Annotated in this window: 16 protein-coding genes; 13 read left to right on the top strand and 3 right to left on the bottom strand. The window is 64.3% G+C overall.

Annotated features, from left to right (window positions below):
• Positions 1–87 precede the first annotated feature (87 nt).
• On the top strand, positions 88–3,120 hold the full coding sequence (locus BM136_RS03855) for a transglycosylase domain-containing protein (RefSeq protein ID WP_092970741.1): 3,033 nt from the start codon (positions 88–90) through the stop codon (positions 3,118–3,120).
• A gap of 3 nt (positions 3,121–3,123) precedes the next feature.
• Here BM136_RS03855 and BM136_RS03860 read toward each other — a convergent pair whose 3' ends face one another.
• Positions 3,124–4,677, bottom strand: a complete 1,554-nt coding sequence (locus BM136_RS03860; protein ID WP_092970414.1) for an MFS transporter — start codon at positions 4,675–4,677, stop codon at positions 3,124–3,126.
• 64 nt (positions 4,678–4,741) lie between these two features.
• Between BM136_RS03860 and BM136_RS03865 the strand changes: the two genes are divergently transcribed.
• The 12 genes from BM136_RS03865 (at position 4,742) to BM136_RS03915 (ending at position 16,801) form a co-directional block, all read left to right on the top strand.
• Positions 4,742–5,707, top strand: coding sequence for a LysR family transcriptional regulator (locus tag BM136_RS03865; RefSeq protein ID WP_092970416.1), 966 nt, complete (start codon positions 4,742–4,744; stop codon positions 5,705–5,707).
• A 33-nt stretch (positions 5,708–5,740) separates the two neighbouring features.
• Entirely contained in the window at positions 5,741–6,220 is a 480-nt protein-coding gene (locus tag BM136_RS03870; RefSeq protein ID WP_092970418.1) for a CreA family protein, read from the top strand.
• A 181-nt stretch (positions 6,221–6,401) separates the two neighbouring features.
• Positions 6,402–6,578: a hypothetical protein gene (locus tag BM136_RS25320; protein ID WP_009238172.1), complete on the top strand. Its 177-nt coding sequence runs from the start codon at positions 6,402–6,404 to the stop codon at positions 6,576–6,578.
• A gap of 370 nt (positions 6,579–6,948) precedes the next feature.
• Complete coding sequence (locus BM136_RS03875; RefSeq protein ID WP_092970420.1) at positions 6,949–7,476, top strand: (2Fe-2S)-binding protein; 528 nt, start codon at positions 6,949–6,951, stop codon at positions 7,474–7,476.
• 18 nt (positions 7,477–7,494) lie between these two features.
• Positions 7,495–9,873: a xanthine dehydrogenase family protein molybdopterin-binding subunit gene (locus BM136_RS03880; protein WP_092970422.1), complete on the top strand. Its 2,379-nt coding sequence runs from the start codon at positions 7,495–7,497 to the stop codon at positions 9,871–9,873.
• Between the two features lie 15 nt (positions 9,874–9,888).
• Positions 9,889–10,695 (top strand): FAD binding domain-containing protein, encoded by an 807-nt coding sequence (locus BM136_RS03885; RefSeq protein WP_092970424.1) that lies wholly within the window; start codon positions 9,889–9,891, stop codon positions 10,693–10,695.
• A gap of 20 nt (positions 10,696–10,715) precedes the next feature.
• Entirely contained in the window at positions 10,716–11,612 is an 897-nt protein-coding gene (locus BM136_RS03890; protein WP_092970426.1) for an AAA family ATPase, read from the top strand.
• Between the two features lie 3 nt (positions 11,613–11,615).
• Positions 11,616–12,848 carry a vWA domain-containing protein gene (locus tag BM136_RS03895; protein WP_092970428.1) on the top strand — a complete coding sequence of 411 codons (1,233 nt, stop codon included), beginning with the start codon at positions 11,616–11,618 and terminating at the stop codon, positions 12,846–12,848.
• Complete coding sequence (locus BM136_RS03900) at positions 12,839–13,513, top strand: SRPBCC family protein (protein WP_092970430.1); 675 nt, start codon at positions 12,839–12,841, stop codon at positions 13,511–13,513. Before BM136_RS03895 ends, BM136_RS03900 begins: the two co-directional genes overlap by 10 nt.
• 56 nt (positions 13,514–13,569) lie before the next feature.
• Entirely contained in the window at positions 13,570–14,601 is a 1,032-nt protein-coding gene (locus BM136_RS03905; protein ID WP_092970432.1) for an XdhC family protein, read from the top strand.
• A 274-nt stretch (positions 14,602–14,875) separates the two neighbouring features.
• The gene (locus BM136_RS03910; protein ID WP_092970434.1) at positions 14,876–15,979 is read left to right on the top strand and encodes an SDR family oxidoreductase; all 1,104 of its coding nucleotides are present in this window, start codon (positions 14,876–14,878) and stop codon (positions 15,977–15,979) included.
• A gap of 99 nt (positions 15,980–16,078) precedes the next feature.
• Complete coding sequence (locus tag BM136_RS03915; RefSeq protein ID WP_092970436.1) at positions 16,079–16,801, top strand: MgtC/SapB family protein; 723 nt, start codon at positions 16,079–16,081, stop codon at positions 16,799–16,801.
• A gap of 17 nt (positions 16,802–16,818) precedes the next feature.
• Here BM136_RS03915 and BM136_RS03920 read toward each other — a convergent pair whose 3' ends face one another.
• Both BM136_RS03920 and BM136_RS03925 read right to left on the bottom strand, forming a co-directional pair.
• On the bottom strand, positions 16,819–17,286 hold the full coding sequence (locus BM136_RS03920; protein ID WP_092970437.1) for a hypothetical protein: 468 nt from the start codon (positions 17,284–17,286) through the stop codon (positions 16,819–16,821).
• A 101-nt stretch (positions 17,287–17,387) separates the two neighbouring features.
• Positions 17,388–18,929, bottom strand: a complete 1,542-nt coding sequence (locus tag BM136_RS03925) for a methyl-accepting chemotaxis protein (RefSeq protein ID WP_092970438.1) — start codon at positions 18,927–18,929, stop codon at positions 17,388–17,390.
• Positions 18,930–19,210 lie beyond the last annotated feature (281 nt).

Here is a 19,210-nt window from a genome sequence, read left to right on the forward strand (position 1 = left end):
CCAAAAGTTACAAGCCGCTGGACACGACGGCCGCATGAGCTAGATTGAAGCAAGGCGCCCGTCCGCCTGCGATTGGAGCGCAAGCGAGTGAAAAGAATACGCCGCCCCATCATCAAGTTGGCCCTCGTCGGGGCGCTGGTGCTTGCGATAGCCGCCTTGCTTGTCGCTCGTGAATTTCGCACCTCCGCTTGGCAAGCCCACTACTTCGCGGGTCTGGCGAAATCGCAAACCTTTCCTGTCAAGCCGGGGCCTAACAATTCGGCTCGTTACCCTAACTCCGGCCCCTACGACGAGCGGCTCGGGTATCACGATCTTCCGACCTTTCTAGACCGTCTGCGCTCGCGCGGTTACATCGTCGCTCAGCAAGCGGCGCCATCCAAAGAGATGGTCGAGCGAATGGACAGCGGCATGAATCCGCCCTATCGCGAGAAAGACCAAGCGGGGCTGGAATTGCTCGACGACGATGGCCGCCCGATCTACCGCATACGGCACCCCGAACGTGTGTATGACAATTTCGCGTCGGTACCGCCGCTACTGGTCAACTCGCTGCTCGCCATCGAGAACCGAACGCTGTTGCAGACCGAATACCCCAAGCGCAATCCGGCCGTGGAGTGGTCGCGACTGGCACGTGCTGTCTGGGACCGCGCCCTGCACGTCGTCAACCCGGCGCATGAATCGCCCGGGGGCAGCACGCTCGCCACACAAATCGAGAAGTACCGCCACTCGCCGGAAGGCCGTACCGATTCCCCCAGCGAAAAACTGCGCCAGATGGCCTCCGCATCTGCCCGCGCCTATCTGAACGGCGAAGACACCACCGCGACGCGCCATCAGCTTGCAGTCGATTACCTGAACACCGTGCCGCTGGGCGCGCGCGCCGGGTTTGGCGAGATCCAGGGGATTGGCGATGCGCTGTGGGTCTGGTACGGACGCGACTTTGCGCAGGTGAATGCGCTGCTGTCGGCCAACTCAGCCGCGCCACTCGCAGACCGTGCTCTGGCATACAAGGAGGCATTGAGCCTGCTCGTATCGCAGCGGCGGCCGTCGTATTACCTTGAGAACCTCGATGAACTCGAAACCTTGACCAACGCCTACCTGCGCGTGCTGGCCGTAACCGGCGTGATTCCGCCGGCGCTGCGCGATGCGGCGATCGCGCAATCGCTCAAGCAGCAGGCCCTGAACACACGCGTGCCGCCTCCGCCGATTGAGCACAAAGGCACAAACGCCGTGCGCGTCAACCTGGCGGGCATGCTCGGCATATCGCGCATGTATGCGCTCGACCGGCTCGACCTGACCGCCAGCAGCACGCTCGATGCGCCGTTGCAGCGCGATATCTCCACTGAGCTGCGCAAGCTGCGCGACCCGGCACAAGCCAAGGCTGCCGGCCTCGTCGGCGACATGATGCTGGAGCGCGGCGACCCGCGCGGCGTGACTTACAGCTTCACGCTCTATGAACGGGCGCCGGGCGGCAACCGCGTGCTGGTGCAGGCCGACACGTTCGACAAGCCGTTCGACATCAACGAAGGCGTCAAGCTGGATCTGGGCTCAACGGCCAAGCTGCGCACGCTGGTGACGTATCTCCAGATCGTGGCTGAGCTGCATAAGCGCTATGCCGACCAGCCTGCGGCGGCGCTGCGCAAAATCAACATCCCAGTGCAGAACCCGATCGAGCGCTGGGCGGTGGACTACCTCGCTCACACGCAAGACCGGTCGCTCGAGGCAATGCTGGATGCGTCGATGGAGCGCAAGTACTCCGGCAACGCCGGCGAATGGTTTGCCACCGGCGGCGGCATGCAGAGTTTCGAGAACTTCGAGAAATGGGAAGGCACGCAGAACTTCACGGTGCGCGAGGGGCTCAAGCATTCCGTCAATCTCGTGTTCGTACGGATCATGCGTGACATCTCGCGCTACTTTCAGCATCAGTTGCCCAACGCCGGCGCCGAGGCGTTGACCAACCCCGATTCCCCGCAGCGACAGGTCTACCTGCAACGCTTTGCCGACCGCGAAGGCAAGCTGTTCATGGGCCGGTTCTACACGAAGTACAAAGGCAAGACCGACCAGCAGCGCGAAGCCATCCTCGTGCAAAGCACCCGCCCCACACCGGTGCGGCTGGCCACGATCTACCGCAGCATCGACCCGGAAGCCGGCCCCGGCAAACTCGCGGCATTCATCCGCAGCTACCTGCCCGGTGCAAAACTGGATGAGGCGGAACTTACCAACCTGTATGAGAAGTATTCCGTCCAACGTTTCGACCTGGCCGACCGCGGCTACATCGCCCGGCTGCATCCGCTGGAACTTTGGCTGGTGGCGTACCTGCGAACCCATCCTCAAGCCACGCTTGCGCAGGTGAACGAGGCAAGCGCCGATGAACGGCTGTCCGTCTACAAATGGCTGCTGCAATCGCACCGCAAGACCGCGCAAGACAAACGCATCAAGCAGATGCTGGAGATCGAGGCGTTTCAGCAGATTCACGCCATGTGGAAGCGGCTGGGATATCCGTTTGAATCGCTGGTGCCGTCATACGGAACGGCCATCGGCGCATCGGCAGACCGGCCAGCATCGCTGGCGGAGCTGATGGGCATCATCGAAAACGACGGCATCCGCGTGCCCAGCGTGCGTATCGACCGCCTGCGCTTCGCCGCCGACACGCCTTACGAAGTCATGCTCTGCCGCGACCCCAACGCCGGAGAACGCGTGCTGCCGCCCGAAATTCCGCCCTTGGTCAAATCTGCGCTGGCCGGCGTCGTCGAAGGCGGCACCGCCAAGCGGATCTCTGGAACGTTCGTTCAGAAGGATGGCAAACCCATCGCCATCGGCGGTAAAACCGGCACCGGCGACAACCGCTTCAAAACCTTCAGCCGCGGCGGCGGCCTCATCTCCGAGCGGGTCGTGAGCCGCTCCGGCGCCTTTGTTTTTTATCTAGGAGATCGCTACTTCGGCACCGTCGTCGCGTACGTAGCCGGCGCAGACGCGGCCAAGTACAAATTCACCAGCGCACTGACGGTGCAAGTGCTAAAAGTCCTGGCGCCCACGCTGATGAACCATCTGAACCTGCAAGAGGAGGCGCCAGCCTTCAACTGCAACATGCCGCAGGCCACCGCACCGGAACAAAAGTTGGATTGATCTTTACCGCAACGACCGCTGCAACCAGATCGCCCCCGCGCAAACCAACGCCACCACCGCGCCCCAGGCGAACAAATCCCCCACGGCCAACAGCGTCGCCTGCCGGTCAATCTCGGCCGAGATGCGAATCAACTCCGAACCCTGCAGGGGATGCGGCCACTGCCAAGCTGGCGTCAGCGCGCTGACGTGCCCCACCAGGTCGGTGCGATGCTGTGCCTGTCCGCGCTGCAGCAACAACGTGGCCCCCATCGTCCCAAACGCCTGGGCCCAAGCCCGCATGATCCCCTTGAACTGGTAGGCATGCCCGAAATCCTTGGCTGGCAGATCCACGTAAGACAGCCCCGCCACCTGGATCACCACGAACATCCCCACCATACCTTCGATCATGAACCCCGGCACCACCGCCGCCACCGACGCGCCCGGCGTGGCCACATGCGACATCCACAGCAGCGCAGTCGCCATCAGGACGAAGCCGATGGAGATCAGCACGCGCTTGGTTGGCAGCACGTTCGTCAGCTGAAAGTTCAGGATGCCCAGTGCAACCGTCACCAGCCCGCCCAGGCTCATCAACTGGGCGGTGGTTTCATAACGGAAGCCCAAACCGTTCTGCAGCAGGCTCGACGAGAGAAAACCCCACGCGCTCGCAAACAGGTAATAGATGGCGTAGAAGACCATGCCCATCAGGAAGCGCCGCTGCAGCGTCGCCCGCAGGTCGACCCACGGCAAGGGATGGCCCGTCTGCCGAATACCCACCCAGATAATGAGCGCCACCACCGCAATGATCGGCACCACCTGCGCGGGCGAACCATCGGGATGAACGAAGCGGGCCTGCTGGAAACCGTGCAGCGCAATCAACGCAGCCAGCCCAAAGGCGATGGCCGAGGGCCAGTCGAGCGAGGCGAAATCGCCCTTGCGCTCGTGCATCTTCGGATGCGGATAGAACGCCGCCACCAGCCCGCACACCACCACCGCCACCAGCAACTGCGCGACGAAGATGGCGCGCCAGCCGAATTGCTCCGTGAGCGCCGCCGACAGCATCGGTGACACGCAACTCAGCCCAAAGATGCCGTAGATCATGCCTTTCATCATCGTGCGGCGTTCGTGCGCGGGGCTGTGCTGCACAAAGATGCGCGAAGTCGACAGCATCGGCCCGCCGCCAAACCCCTGCACCGCCCGGCCGACGATCAGCATCGTGCCGCCCTCGGCCGCCGCACACATCAGCGTGCCGATGATGAACACCAGAAGCGACAACAGAGTGTGTCTGCGGTAAGTCATGTGATCGGCCAGCCGGCCCATTACCAGAATCGCCAGGCTGGCCGCCGCCGCATACGCCGTCACGGCCCAGAGATACACATCCTGAGACGCCAGCACCCCGCCTTCGATATGCGGCCCGGCAATCGAGAACATCAGGTTGGACATGTAGTCCACGCCCGTCGCCAAGCCAATCACCATGCCCACCATGCGCAACTCCATCCGGCTGCCGACGGTCGATGCGGCGACTGGTTTGCGAGGCGCGGACGGCGGAGAAACCATGTGGTCTGTGCTTGGCGTGTTCATGCAGGGATGGTAATTTGCCTCGAAACCGGCGGAAATCGCCTGCCAACAAATTCATTGTTCAATTATGCGAACGACGGACTGGAACGACTGGGACACTTTCTGCACCGTGGCCACGCTCGGCAGCTTCACGCGCGCGGCTGACCGGCTGGGGTTGCCCAAGTCGTCGGTCAGCACCGCGGTGTCGCGGCTGGAAGGCAAGATGGGCGTGCGCCTTTTCGAGCGCAGCACACGCCGCCTGCGCCTGACCGATGCCGGAGAAGCCCTATTGCGCGACGCCGGCCCATTGTTCCAGCGGCTGCGCGAAGTGTCGGAAGACGCGGCAGCGACGTTTCAGTCACCCGCGGGCACCTTGCGCATTGCCATGCCGTATGAGTTTGCCGCCAAGCAGCTCGCCGAGGTGGTGCTGGAAGTCATGCGCGAGCACACCAGCCTTCGCATCGAAGTGGACGTTGCGCCGCGCCAGATCGACCCGCTCGCCCAGGGCTACGACATCATGCTGACGGTGCCGCGTGGCCCGTTGCCTGATTCCGGCCTCGTCGCCCAGCGCGTCTTTGATTTGCGGCGCGCCGTGGTCGTCGCCCCGCAGCTGCTGGAACGCCTCGGGCCGCTTACCCACCCAGACCAGCTTGCCGATTGGCCCTGCCTCGGCACCTCAAACGAAGCCGAATGGCAGTTCCGCACGCCCGGCGGCGAGACGATCAATCTGCCCCTGGACTTCCGCATGCGCACATCCAACAGCGAACTGCGCATGCAGGCCGCCATTGCGGGCCTGGGCGTCGCCCGCATTACCTCCGTGTTTGCTACCGATCTGATCGGCTCCGGCGCGCTACAGGAGGCGCTGACGGATTTCCAATCGCCGCCGATGCGCGTGTATGCCGTCTTCCCGGGCCGCCGCCTGATGCCCGCCAAGGTCAAGGTTTTCATGGATGCCCTGCACCGCCGCATAGAGCATTCCCGCCAACACACCGACATGCGGCCCACCTTCGTAGACGAGGCCGCTGCATCCTGGCCGCCAGAGTCGCTGCTCTGACTTTCAATCTTTCCTTCTTATCTACGCAAAGCCATGCGCACGTCCACCAAACTCCCTGTTTTGATTGCCGCGCTCGCTCTGAGCGCCGTTGGCTGTTCCCGCGCCGAAGACATCGGCAGCGTCAGCACCAATTTCCGCATCACGGGCTCCGACAAGATCGTCATCGAAGCCTTTGACGATCCGCTCGTGCAGGGCGTGACCTGCTACGTCTCGCGGGCGCGCACCGGCGGCATCAAGGGCACGCTGGGCGTGGCCGAAGACGTGAGCGAGGCCGCCGTGGCCTGCCGCCAGGTCGGCGACATCAGCTTCGTCAAACCGCTGCCCCAGCAGGACGACATGTTCACGCAGCGCCTGTCGCTCGTCTTCAAGACGCTGCACGTGGTGCGCACGGTCGATCGCAAGCGGAATGTGCTGGTCTATCTGACGTATTCAGACAAGGTCATTTCGGGCAGCCCGAAGAACAGCGTGACGGCCGTGCCGATCCCGGCCAGCCAACCCATTCCGGTCAAGTGAGGCGCGAGGCGTACATAAAGCGGCGATAGCACCACATTGGTGCGGCGCAACGCAAGCGTGGTGGCCGAGCAACGGTAGACGGCGCAAAAGGGGTGCATACGTAAGCCTACGTATGGTGCATTGCATCATCTGGTGTATGATCAGGGTATTCCCTAACCGGGATTTCCCTAAGAGGCCAATCATGCAAAACACGAACGACCTGAAGCTGACCGATCAACTCGAACGCGAACTGATCGAGCGCGAAATGTCCGAAGGTATCTACTACTATCGCCGTCCGAGCGGCCAATCGTTCTCGTTCGCCCAGTTCTTCTCGGCAATCGCGAACCTGTTCGGCACGCACCGCACCGCCAAGGCCTAATCCGCCGCGCTGTTGTTGATGGGCGTGTGCCCAAGCTAGCTGTATGCAGCAATCGCAATTTCAGTAGCACCGTGCGCCGGCCGTGTGTCATCACACCCGCCGCCACACCCGCCAGGTCATGACCGCCTGGTGCCAATCGAGGGCCGGATTCCGGCCCTTTGTCATTTCTGCGGCATTTGTTTGGTTTGTCTGCGTGCCGCAGCATCGCCCTTTTTCCTCCGACCGGCTCGCCGCGCTGCGGTTGTCTTCTGGTTCACCTGTGCTTTACTGAGTAGAGCCGCGACCACCGATATCGAGACCACGCGCACGTCTTCGTAGCAAGGAAGGCGCACAGCATGGCACCCGGCGCCCATCCCCCAAGGAGACTCCCATGGCGATCAGCCTCAAGCTGTCGGTCAACGGTGCGCCTGTCACCGTCAGTGTCGAACCTCATACCCTCCTAGTCCAATTGCTGCGCGAAAACTTGCGCCTGACCGGTACGCACGTCGGCTGCGATACCGCGCAATGCGGTGCGTGCACGGTGCATATGAACGGGCGCGCGGTGAAGTCCTGCAACATCCTGGCCGTGCAGGCCGACGGCGCCGAGGTGACGACCATTGAAGGCCTGTCAAAAAATGGTGCGCTGCACCCGATGCAGGAAGCCTTTCGCCAATGCCACGGCCTGCAATGCGGCTTCTGCACGCCCGGCATGGTGATGGCGGCCACGGCGCTGGTGGCGCAGCATCCGCATCCCGATGAACACACGGTGCGCGAGCAGCTCGACGGCAATCTTTGCCGCTGCACGGGCTATCACAACATCGTGCGTGCCGTCATGCACGGTGCCGAAGCGATGGCCGAAGCCCAAGGCGACGATGCCTCGCTCCAAAACCTGGCCGCAGCGCGCGCCCACGCCGCCTGACCCAGCGAGGAGACCACCATGAACGCTCCCGCAGAACCCAACAACCACCTGATCGGTGCGTCCGTCAAACGCAAGGAAGATTTCCGCTTCCTGACAGGCGCCGGACAGTACACGGACGATGTCGTCCAGGCGCACCAGTCCTACGCAGTGTTCCTGCGCTCGCCGTATGCGCATGCCCGCATCAAACACATCAACGCGGATGCGGCACGCAATCATCCGGGCGTGCTGGCCGTGCTCACGGGCGACGACCTCGCTGCCGACAAGGTGAACGGCCTGCCGTGCGGCTGGCTCATCCACAGCATTGACGGCACGCCGATGAAGGAGCCGCCCCACCCTGTGCTCGCGCAAGGCAAGGTGCGCCACGTGGGCGACCAGGTCGCGCTGGTGGTGGCTGAATCGGTGAAGATCGCCAAAGATGCGGTCGAGATGATCGACGTCGAATACGACGAACTGCCCGCCGTGGTCGACACCGCCACCGCAGATGCTGCCGGCACCGCCGTCCACGACGACGTGCCCAACAACACCTGCTACACCTGGGGCCACGGCGACAAGGTCGCCACCGATGCGGCGTTTGCCAAGGCCGAGCACGTGACGCAGCTCGACATCGTCAACAACCGGCTGATCCCGAATGCGATCGAGCCGCGCGCCGTCAATGCCAGCTATTCGCGTCAGGACGACAGCTACACGCTTTACGTTGCCAACCAGAACCCGCACGTCGAACGCCTGCTGATGTCGGCATTCGTGCTGGGCCTGACCGAAGCCAAGGTGCGTGTGATTGCGCCGGATGTGGGCGGCGGGTTCGGCTCGAAGATCTTTCTGTACCCCGAAGACGTGGCGCTTACTTGGGCATCGAAAAAGGTGGGCCGGCCGATCAAGTGGACGGCCGAGCGCTCCGAATCCTTTCTGACCGATGCGCATGGCCGCGACCACGTTACGCATGCGGAACTGGCGCTCGATGCGCAGGGCAATTTCCTCGCCATGCGCGTGCATACGACGGCCAACATGGGCGCGTATCTGTCGACGTTTGCCAGCAGCGTGCCAACCATCCTGTATGCGACGTTGCTTGCCGGCCAGTACAAGACGCCAGCCATTTATGCCGAAGTGAAAGCGGTCTTCACGAACACCGCGCCCGTCGATGCGTATCGCGGCGCCGGGCGGCCGGAAGCGACGTATGTGGTTGAACGGCTCGTTGAAACTGCTGCGCGCGAACTGCAAGTCGATCCGGCTGAACTGCGCCGCCGCAACTTCATCCGCACATTCCCCTATGCCACGCCGGTTGGCCTGACCTATGACACGGGCGACTACGAGCCGTGCCTGGATCGCGCCATCGAATTGGCCGATGTAAAAGGCTTTGCAGCCCGACGCGATGCCTCCCGCGCCAAGGGCCGGCTGCGCGGCATGGGCTATTCCTGCTACATCGAGGCTTGCGGGCTCGCGCCGTCGAACATCGCAGGGGCATTGGGCGCGCGGGCTGGCCTGTTCGAAGCCGGCGAAATTCGCGTGCACCCAACGGGCTCCGTCACGGTCTTCACCGGCTCGCACAGCCACGGCCAGGGCCACGAGACGACGTTCGCGCAAGTGGTGGCCGATCGCCTGGGCGTGCCCATCGACAACATCGAGATCGTGCACGGCGACACCGGGCGCATCCCGTTCGGCATGGGCACGTACGGCTCGCGCTCGATTGCCGTGGGCGGCTCGGCCATCATGAAGGCACTCGACAAGATCGAGGCCAAGGCCAAGAAGATCGCCGCGCATTTGCTGGAGGCCTCGGCGGAAGACATCGAGTTCAAGGATGGCGTCTTCCGCGTGGCCGGCACCGACCGCACCAAGACCTTTGGCGAAGTCGCGCTCACGGCCTACGTGCCGCACAACTATCCACTCGACAAGCTTGAACCTGGGCTGGACGAAAACGCCTTCTACGATCCGACCAACTTCACCTACCCGGCCGGCGCGTACATCTGCGAGGTGGAAGTCGACCCCGACACCGGCGAGGTGCACATCGACCGCTTCGTTGCGGTAGACGACTTCGGCAACATCATCAATCCGATGATCGTCGAGGGCCAGGTGCACGGCGGGCTTGGTCAGGGCATCGGCCAGGCGCTGCTCGAAGCGTGCGTGTACGACGAAAACGGCCAGTTGCTGACGGGCTCCTACATGGACTACGCCATGCCCCGCGCCAACGACCTGCCCAGCTTCACGGTGGAAACCGCCAAGGGCACGCCGTGCACACACAACCCGCTCGGCGTCAAAGGCTGCGGTGAAGCCGGCGCGATCGGCTCCCCGCCGGCGCTGATCAACGCCATCGTCGACGCGCTTGCGCCGCTGGGCGTGAAGGACATCCAGATGCCCGCGACGCCGCACCGCATCTGGCAAACCATTCAAGCGGCCAAGGCCTAGGCAGAGGAGCCCACCATGTACGACTTCGAGTACCAGAAAGCCACCGACGCCCAGACCGCCGTCACCGCGCTGAAGACGCACACCGACGCCAAATACCTCGGCGGCGGCCAGAGCCTGCTGGCGGCGATGAAGCTGCGCTTGGCACAGCCGTCAACGCTGGTGGATGTCACGCGCATTCCGGGCATGACGGGCATTCGCACGCAGCCCGGCGTGATTACGGTGGGCGCAGCCACACGCCATGCCGATGTGGCAGACAGCGCAGACATCGCCCGCATGCTGCCCGCGCTGGGCGAACTGGCCGGCGGCATCGGCGACCGGCAAGTGCGTGCGATGGGCACGCTGGGCGGCTCGCTCGCCAACAACGACCCGGCCGCGTGCTACCCGGCCGCTGTGCTCGGCCTGAACGCCACCGTCGTCACCGAGCGGCGCAACATCGCGGCGGACGATTTCTTCCTCGGCATGTATGAGACCGCGCTGGCTGCGGATGAACTCATCACCGAGGTGCAGTTTCCCGTGCCGGACCAGGCGGCGTACGTGAAATTCCGCAACCCCGCGTCGCGCTTTGCGCTGGTGGGCGTATTCATCAGTCGCAAGGGCAACAACGTGCGCGTGGCGGTTACGGGCGCGGCGCCGTGCGTGTTCCGTTGCACGCCGTTGGAGCAGGCGCTGGCAGCCAGCTTTACAGCAGAAGCCGCTCGCAAGGTGGTGGTGGCTGCCGACGATCTGGTGGGCGATCTGCATGCCTCGCCGGAATATCGGGCGCACCTCATTCCGGTCTTGACGGCGCGCGCGGTTGAGCAGGCGTTGGCGCACCATCATTGAGCGCACGCCCAAGGAACGGCATGCCGGTCGATTCCATCGACGACTGCATCGCGCAACTGCAGGGCCAGGGCTATTTCGCCAGCCGTGAGCTGGCCACGGCCTTGTTCCTCGCGTTGCGCATGCAGCGGCCGCTGTTTCTCGAAGGCGAGCCCGGCGTCGGCAAGACCGAGCTGGCGAAGGCGGCAGCCGGGCTGCTCGGCACGTCGCTGCTGCGACTGCAGTGTTACGAAGGGCTCGACACCGCCAGCGCGCTCTATGAATGGGATTACCCGCGCCAGATCATGGCGCTGCGTCTGGCCGAGGCCGCCGGCGAGAAGCCGCGCGCCGACACGCTCTATCGCGACGAATTCCTCCTCAAGCGCCCGTTGTTGCAGGCGCTGCTGCCCGACCCACTCCATCCCGAGACACGGCGCGTTCTTTTGATCGACGAGATCGACCGCGCCGACGAACCGTTCGAGGCGTTTTTGCTGGAGCTGCTGTCGGACTTCCAGGTGTCGATTCCTGAATTCGGCACGGTGCGCGCGCAGGTGATTCCGCTGGTCATCATGACGTCCAACCGCACGCGCGAGGTGCACGACGCGCTCAAGCGGCGCTGCCTGTATCAATGGATTGGCTACCCGGATAAGGCAAGGGAGCTGCAGATCGTCGCGCAGCGCGCGCCCGAAACGGCCGCTCGCCTGCAGCATCGTGCGGTTGATTTTGTGCACCGCCTGCGCGGCATCGACCTGTTCAAGGCGCCGGGCATTGCCGAAGCGATCGACTGGTGCCGCGCATTGGCGGCGCTGAACGTAACCGAGCTTGATCCGCAGTCCGTGCAGGACACGCTGGGCGTGCTGCTCAAGTACCAGGATGATCTGGCCCGCGTCGATACGTCGACCATCGAGCAACTGCTGGCGGCCCCCGCGCTGCCGGAGTAAGGCATGCAAGCGACCATGCCGATGCAGCTCCCGATGCTGGCGCGCAACGTAACGCATTTCGTGCGGCTGCTGCGCAACGCCGGCATGCCGCTCGCGCCCTCGCGCGCCGTGGACGCCATCGAAGCGCTGAGCCATATCGACATCGGCCGCCGCGACGACGTCAAGGCCGCGCTGTCTGCCCTGCTCGTCTCGCATCCCGACGAACGCGGACTCTTCGATGCCGCTTTCAACGTGTTCTGGCGCGATCCGGATTGGGAAGGCAAGCTGCGCGCGCTGCTGCTGCCCAAAGTACGCGGCGGCATTCCCGCGGCACGCAGCAACCGCCTGGCCGATGCCTTGCGCGCGCAGCCGTCGACCAACCTTCCGCCCGGCCCAAAGCCCGATGGCGAACGCCATGACATCGTGGCGCCGCTGGCATTTTCTGCAAACGAAGCCCTGCGCACGCGTGACTTCGACACGCTCGACGCTGCGGAATGGCGCACGCTGCAACACATGATCCGCCGCCGACGCGTGCATCTGGCGCAGGAGCGGACGCGACGGCTCAAAGCTGCTTCGCGCGGGCGCCATCCGGACCTGCGTGCGACCGCCCGCCAGGCCGTTCGCGCCGGCGGCGAATGGGCCGGCTGGAAATACCGCCAGCCTGTCGATCGCACGCCGCCGCTGGTGCTGCTGCTCGACATCTCCGGATCGATGAGTCGCTATTCGCGCGCCGTGCTGTACTACTGCCACGCGCTGGTGCAATCGCGCGAGCGTATCCAGGCTTTCCTGTTCGGCACGCGTCTGACGAACGTCTCGCGGCAGTTGCGCGAGCGCGATCCGGATGTCGCCGTGCAGGCAATCGCTGAGCTTGTGCCCGACTGGTCGGGCGGCACGCGCATCGGCGCGGCGCTGGCGGAGTTCAACCGCCAATGGGCGCGCCGCACGCTGTCCGGCCGTGCCACCGTCCTGCTCGTGACGGATGGACTCGACCACGAGCACATCGACGTGCTCGACACCGAGATGGCGCGCCTGGCGCGCTTTGCCCATCGCATCGTCTGGCTCAACCCGCTGCTGCGCTTTGCCGATTTTGAGCCGCGGGCACGTGGCGTGCGGGCCATCCTGCCGCATGTCGATGTGATGGTGCCGGCGCACCATTTCAACAGCCTGGCTGCGCTGGAGCACGAACTGGCGCATGCTCGCCGCACGCGCACTCCCCGCCACCCAACCCCAGCCCGATCGACCGCGCCATGGAACTGACCCAGACCCATCTCCTGCCCGTGCCACTCCAGACCGCCTGGGATGCGCTGAACGATCCAGCCGTGCTGCAACGTTGCATTCCCGGCTGCGAGAGCATCACCGCCGCCGAGGGAAGCGCCAACCCCGCCTACGACGTCGCCATGACCGCCGCCGTCGGGCCCGTCAAGGCACGCTTCAAGGGACGCATGGAGCTGGCCGACGTGGCGCCCCCACGCAGCTACACGCTGCATTTCGACGGCCAGGGCGGCGCGGCCGGCTTCGGCAAGGGCAGCGCGCAGGTGCAGCTCGCGCCCGAAGGCCCCACGGTCACGCGGCTTTCTTATACGGCAACCGCCCAGGTGGGCGGCAAGCTTGCGCAAATCGGCTCACGGCTCATCGATGGTGCTGCACGCAAACTGGCCGATGAATTCTTCCAGCGTTTTGCGGCAGAGTTCGGTCCTGCAGATACGGCGGGCATCGACGGACACGCCGCGCCGGTCGACGGCATGCCGGCCACACAGGCGATTCCCGATTTGGCCGCCGCCCAGCTGCAGGCCCACGGTGCGCCGCCCGGCCACGCACCCAACGTCAGCCCCGCGCTGCAGCCGCGCAATCCATGGCCGTGGATCATCGTGGCGGTGGTGGCCGTGGCGGCCGCCTACCTGTTTTTGCACCACGGGGCATAATCGGTCCATTCCCCGCAACACATCACTCTAGTGCGCGAAAGCGCAGCCAACGCATCATGGACAGCGTCGATCTTGAAGTCTTGAAAACCAGCGTGCGCTGGCTGGAACAAGGGCGCCGCGTGCTGCTCGTCACCGTGGTCAAGACGTGGGGCTCATCGCCACGGCCCGAAGGCGCAATGCTCGCGCTGCGCGATGACGGCGTGGTCATCGGCTCGGTTTCAGGCGGCTGCATTGAAGACGACCTCATCGACCGCGTGCGCCGTGAAGGGCTGCATTACACCAAGCCCGAAGCCGTCAAATACGGCATCAGCGCTGAAGAAGCACACCGCTTTGGGCTGCCCTGCGGCGGTACGCTGCAACTCGTGCTGGAGCCGCTGAATGCGTCCAGCGGGATCGAAGCTTTGCTGCGCGCCGTGGAGGCCGGTCAGCTCGTCGCGCGCACGCTCGACATGGCGACCGGCGCCTCGACGCTGCAGCACGCTACCGTCACCGATGGCCTGCAGTTCGACGAAGCGCGCCTCGTCACCATTCACGGGCCGCGCTACCGGATGCTCGTCATCGGTGCGGGACAGCTTTCGCGCTACCTGTGCCAGATCGCCGTGGGCCTGGACTACCAGGTCACTGTCTGCGACCCGCGCGAGGAATACAGCGAAGAATGGTCGATCCCTGGCGTGGCCATGGTCCGCACCATGCCCGACGATACGGTGATGGCCATGAAGCTCGACGAGCGCTGCGCCGTCATTGCCCTCACGCACGATCCCAAACTCGATGACCTCGCGCTCATGGAAGCGCTCAAGACGCCAGCGTTCTACGTTGGCGCGCTCGGCAGTCGCCGCAACAACGCCAACCGCCGGGAGCGCCTGAAGGAATTCGATCTGAGCGACGCCGAGTTGGCGCGCCTGCATGGCCCGGTCGGCATTTACATCGGCAGCCGTACGCCGCCGGAAATCGCCATCTCGATCCTGGCTGAAGTCACGGCTGCCAAGAACGGCGTATCGCTGCCGACCATCCTGCAAGTCGAAGGCGCAAAAGCCGCGCGCGAGATTGCCGCCAATGCCACGTCGAGTTGCGCAGTGCCGCAGACTTGAGTCAACCCTCTGATGGAATGGGGTGCTGAAAGGCACCTGAAAGGTTACATTCTTATAAATCGCTGATTGTGCGCAGGTTTTGGCCGCATCGCATCACGCGAATCTTGCGGCCCGCGAACCCTGTTTCGTGTGCGCGGCTTCATCTGACACGACTTGCCTGTTCCCTGCCCCGAGCGCACTGCCAACGCGCGCCTCGCCGGTGCGGCAGCGGTCGTGTTGTTTGCAAGCGGGTTGGTCGCCCGCTTTGCCACCCAAGGGATTCAAGTTTTCTCGCATGAGTATTTTGCTAACCGGTGCGACCGGTTTCGTGGGCGGCGCCATTGCCGCCAATCTGGCAGCCAAAGGTTTGCTGGCCGACACACGCTTTGCCGTGCGCGGTGACACGCCCGCAGAAGGGTTGGCGCGGCTGCGCAGCAACCTGCGCCGCTTCGAGTTTGCACAGGGCACCCTGGACGGCATTTCGGAATCGCAGATCGTGCCGTTCGACCTGCGCGAGGCAGGTGCCGCCAAGCTGGGCGATCCGGAAATCATCATCAATTGCGCGGCGCTGGCAACGTTCTCGAACCATCCGTCGCTGTGGGAAACCAACGTGGAGGGCGTGCTGGCGCTGGGCCGACTGGCGGCGCAGAGCAAACGCCTGAAGCGATTCCTGCAGATCGGCACGGCCATGTCTTGCGGCCAGTTGGCGGATCGCCATGTCAGCGAAAGCTGGGATGTCCCCCCGCTGGAGCAGCACGCGGTGCCTTACACGTATTCCAAGGGCATGGCGGAGCTGAAGCTGCGCGAAGCGGTGCCCGAGCTGCCGCTGGTGGTGGTGCGGCCGTCCATCGTGGTGGGTCATAGCACGCTGGGGTGTGAGCCCTCGGGCAGTATTTTCTGGATGCTGCGCATGGTGGCGCTGCTCGAAACGTTCAGTTGTCGCTTGTCCGACCGCGTCGACATCCTGCCTGTGGACGACTGCGCCGAGGCCATCGTGCAGTTGTCGACCAAGCCCACGCTGGCGCACGACCTGTATCACATCAGCGCCGGCGATGCGAACTCCGAGCGCATCGAAACGCTGTACCCGCGCTTCAAGCGTTGCAAGACGCCGGAAGAAGATGCCCAGGCGCTGGCCGGCTACGTGTATCAGGAAAAAATCGCCGAGAAAGCATTGGCGCGTAAATTCCTGAGCCTGACGGGCGACGGCAATGTGCGACTGGTCGCGCGCTGCATCCACCTGTATGCCAAGTTCGCCAGCATGAGCTACGTGTTCGACAACACGCGGCTCGTGCAGGAGACCGGCTTTCAACCGCGCTCCCTGCTCGCTTACCTCGACCGCTGCCTCGAGACGTCGGACGCCGTGCCGATCCCCGAGCAGATGCAGTGGGACTATAAATAGCCGTCCGGCCTCCCCCGCCCGCACGGCGTGTCATGGCGCCGTGCTATAACCATCGGCGCCCTTCACCAAGACTCCGGTCACCACAACAAGGAGCCGCCGATGACGCTGCAAGCCCTCGTCCATCTCAATGTCGCCACGCTGGTGGATTCGTTCATCAGCCTTGCCTCGGCCTTTGCGCTCGGGTCATTGATCGGCTTCGAGCGGCAGGTCAGACAGCGGACTGCGGGGCTGCGCACCAATGCGCTGGTGGCGGTGGCGGCCTCGGCATTCGTCGACATGGCCGCGCAGATCGGCACCGCATCGGACACCACCCGCGTGATCGCCTATGTGGTATCGGGCGTCGGCTTTCTGGGTGCCGGCACGATCATGAAGGAAGGGCTGAACGTGCGCGGCCTGAACACCGCCGCCACGCTGTGGGGCTCGGCGGCTGTGGGTGCGGCGGCAGGCTCCGACCTGGTTGGCCAGGCCATTCTGATTACGCTGTTCGTGCTGGCCTCCAACATCCTGCTGCGGCCCGTGGTGGACCGCATCAACCGCACACCGCTCGACAACCAGGCCAGCGAAGTCACGTACACGATGTGCGTCATCTCCACGAGCGAGCGCCAGAAAGAAGCCCTTGCCGACCTGGAACGTCTGCTTGAAGAAGCCAGCTACCCGATCAGCGATCTGTCAGTCGAACCCTTTGGCGACGACCACGTAGAAATTGAAGCGATGCTGATGTCGACTGCGGTGAATGCCGCAGAGCTGGATCGCATCGTCAACGCGCTGCAATCACAGCCGCACATTGCTCAGGCCTTCTGGAACCCGAGCACGACGGAATAATCGCGGGCGAGCGCCGGTCAAAGCTCCTGGCTGGCCGCGAGCGCAAAGATCTTCGCCCAGCGCTTCGCTTCCTGGCGGTTGCGCATTGGGATCGGCCAATCAGCCTGCGCCTGATGCTTCAGGTGCAGCGCCAGCGCCCAGGCACCTTCGCGTTCAACCGCATCGGCGCCGGCAATATCGGCGAAGAGAAAGCGCGCGCTTTGCCCGTGCAACTGCAGCGTCCCGCGTTTCTGTTCGGCATCGACCGCGACCTGCCCCCAGCTTGCGCTGAGCGACACGACCCGCTGCCCTTTCACATTCACGCCATGAACGGCGCGGTAACGCCGGATGAAGGTGATGACTGCGCCGGCCAGCAGCGCTACTGCAAGCATCACCGCCGCGCTGCCCGCGACCGCGCCGTAAGCCGCGGCAACCCTCGCATACAGCCGGACTGCGCCGTAAATCAGCAGACCAACCAGCGCGAGCGCGGCAATGATGAACGGCATGAAGCGACTCCTTGAATGGGCCAGTCGGTTATATCAACCGAAACAGCGCTCAAGGCAAGTCTTAAGTCTTTAGCGTGCCCCGTGCATCGACGGGGCCAATATCAGGCGAGGCGGAATGCGGCGATGGCGGCGTTCAAGGCTTGGGCCTGCTCCTCCAGCGATTCAGCCGCGGCTGCGGCTTGCTCCACCAGCGCCGCGTTCTGCTGCGTGGCTTCGTCCATCAGCGTGACGGCCTTGTTGACCTGTTCGATGCCGGAGCTTTGCTCGTTCGAGGCGGCGGCAATTTCGCCCATGATGTCGGTCACGCGGCGGATGGACGACACGATGTCTTCCATCGTGCTGCCCGCGCGCTCGGCCAGTGCGCTGCCGGTCTCGACCTTGGACAGCGACGCCTCGATCATTTCCTTGATTTCCTTGGCGGCTGCGGCGCTGCGCTGCGCGAGGTTGCGCACCTCACCGGCCACCACGGCAAAGCCGCGGCCTTGTTCGCCGGCGCGCGCGGCTTCTACGGCAGCGTTGAGTGCAAGGATGTTGGTCTGGAACGCAATGCCGTCAATCACGCCGATGATTTCCGACACCGTGCGCGACGACGCGCTGATCTCGCGCATGGTCGCCACCACATCGGTCACAACAGCGCCGCCCTGGCTGGCAACTTCCGAGGCGCTGTCGGCCAGTTGGCTGGCCTGGCGCGCGTTGTCGGCGTTCTGGCGCACGATGGAAGTCATTTCTTCCATACTCGAAGCGGTTTCTTCCAGCGAGCTGGCTTGCTCTTCCGTGCGTTGCGACAGGTCTGCATTGCCTGCGGCAATCTGCTTGGTGGCGGCGCCGATGGATTCGGAGCCGGTGCGCACGCGGCGCACCGTGTCGGTCAGCGCTGTCTGCATACGGGCCAGGCCCTCCAGCAGGCGGCCCATTTCATCCTTGCGGTCGACGCGCACCGGCTGCGTGAGGTCACCGGCGGCAATGCGGTCGAACTGCGCCAGCGCAGCGTTCAGCGGTTCCACAATCGCACGCAGCAACGACCAGGCGCACCAGAGTGCGACCACCAGGGCGACGAGAATGGCCGCCGTCACGATCACGCGAAAACGCGCGTAGGCTTCCTGGGATTCGTCATAGTTGGCCTTGGAGAAGCCGAGCTGCTTCTTGCTCAATGCCAGGCTTTTGTCGTTGGAATCGCGGAAAGCGTTGGACACGCGCTTTTCCATGATGTCGTCGGCCGTCGCGCGGTCGCCAGCGCGTAGCGCCTTGATGATGTCGCGCAGGCTGCCGGCCGCGGCTTCGCGCGTGATGGCAACCTCTTTGGCCAGGCGGTCCTCTTCTTCGCTGCGGGGCAGCGTCAGGTATTTCTTCCACGCTTCATCCGAGCGTGCGATCAGCTCTTCGGTACGATCGAGCAACTTCATCGCGCCCTTGTCGTTCGGATACAGCATGGCCTTGTCGAGGGCCGTGCGGGCGCGCGTGAGGCTCAGATCAGACTCGCCAAGCGCAAGCGCAGACGGAAACTGATTGGTGAAGGTTTCCTCGTGCGCATGGTTGGCGCCGCGCAGGCCGAGCAGGCCAGCCACGCCAATCAGCAAGGCAAGCAGAAACAGAATGGAAACCGAAAGCACCAGGCGGGTGCGGATGGTCAGGCGAGCGGACATGGGCGCGGCGAGAGTAGTGTGCGCGGCTCTTCACGCGGGCGCGACCATCGCGCCGGGCGGCCGGCTACCTCAGCACTATCGGCCGCGCAATCGATCAACTTAAGGGCGAAGAGGCGAATACATCCCTGCAGCCCGCCTCGTCTCTTGGGCAGTTTCGTGATTGCCGAGTGCCCGTTGGAGGACGTGCCGATCACCCGGTTCGGTGCCGAAACACAGTACTGGGCCGAACCGCATGCGAATGTGCGGCGGCTGGCCATCATGGAAACGGCGAGTGAGGCGCC

This window comes from Ralstonia sp. NFACC01, assembly GCF_900115545.1.
Taxonomy (GTDB): domain Bacteria; phylum Pseudomonadota; class Gammaproteobacteria; order Burkholderiales; family Burkholderiaceae; genus Ralstonia; species Ralstonia mojiangensis.

What these genes read in the sequence shown, in the direction of transcription:
- BM136_RS03910 (WP_092970434.1), top strand. Translation starts at nt 14,876, where the DNA reads ATGAGTATTTTGCTAACCGGTGCGACCGGTTTCGTGGGCGGCGCCATT.
- BM136_RS03905 (WP_092970432.1), top strand. Translation starts at nt 13,570, where the DNA reads ATGGACAGCGTCGATCTTGAAGTCTTGAAAACCAGCGTGCGCTGGCTG.
- BM136_RS03875 (WP_092970420.1), top strand. Translation starts at nt 6,949, where the DNA reads ATGGCGATCAGCCTCAAGCTGTCGGTCAACGGTGCGCCTGTCACCGTC.
- BM136_RS03865 (WP_092970416.1), top strand. Translation starts at nt 4,742, where the DNA reads ATGCGAACGACGGACTGGAACGACTGGGACACTTTCTGCACCGTGGCC.
- BM136_RS03895 (WP_092970428.1), top strand. Translation starts at nt 11,616, where the DNA reads ATGCAAGCGACCATGCCGATGCAGCTCCCGATGCTGGCGCGCAACGTA.
- BM136_RS03925 (WP_092970438.1), bottom strand. Translation starts at nt 18,929, where the DNA reads ATGTCCGCTCGCCTGACCATCCGCACCCGCCTGGTGCTTTCGGTTTCC.
- BM136_RS25320 (WP_009238172.1), top strand. Translation starts at nt 6,402, where the DNA reads ATGCAAAACACGAACGACCTGAAGCTGACCGATCAACTCGAACGCGAA.
- BM136_RS03880 (WP_092970422.1), top strand. Translation starts at nt 7,495, where the DNA reads ATGAACGCTCCCGCAGAACCCAACAACCACCTGATCGGTGCGTCCGTC.
- BM136_RS03860 (WP_092970414.1), bottom strand. Translation starts at nt 4,677, where the DNA reads ATGAACACGCCAAGCACAGACCACATGGTTTCTCCGCCGTCCGCGCCT.
- BM136_RS03915 (WP_092970436.1), top strand. Translation starts at nt 16,079, where the DNA reads ATGACGCTGCAAGCCCTCGTCCATCTCAATGTCGCCACGCTGGTGGAT.
- BM136_RS03870 (WP_092970418.1), top strand. Translation starts at nt 5,741, where the DNA reads ATGCGCACGTCCACCAAACTCCCTGTTTTGATTGCCGCGCTCGCTCTG.
- BM136_RS03885 (WP_092970424.1), top strand. Translation starts at nt 9,889, where the DNA reads ATGTACGACTTCGAGTACCAGAAAGCCACCGACGCCCAGACCGCCGTC.
- BM136_RS03890 (WP_092970426.1), top strand. Translation starts at nt 10,716, where the DNA reads ATGCCGGTCGATTCCATCGACGACTGCATCGCGCAACTGCAGGGCCAG.
- BM136_RS03900 (WP_092970430.1), top strand. Translation starts at nt 12,839, where the DNA reads ATGGAACTGACCCAGACCCATCTCCTGCCCGTGCCACTCCAGACCGCC.
- BM136_RS03920 (WP_092970437.1), bottom strand. Translation starts at nt 17,286, where the DNA reads ATGCCGTTCATCATTGCCGCGCTCGCGCTGGTTGGTCTGCTGATTTAC.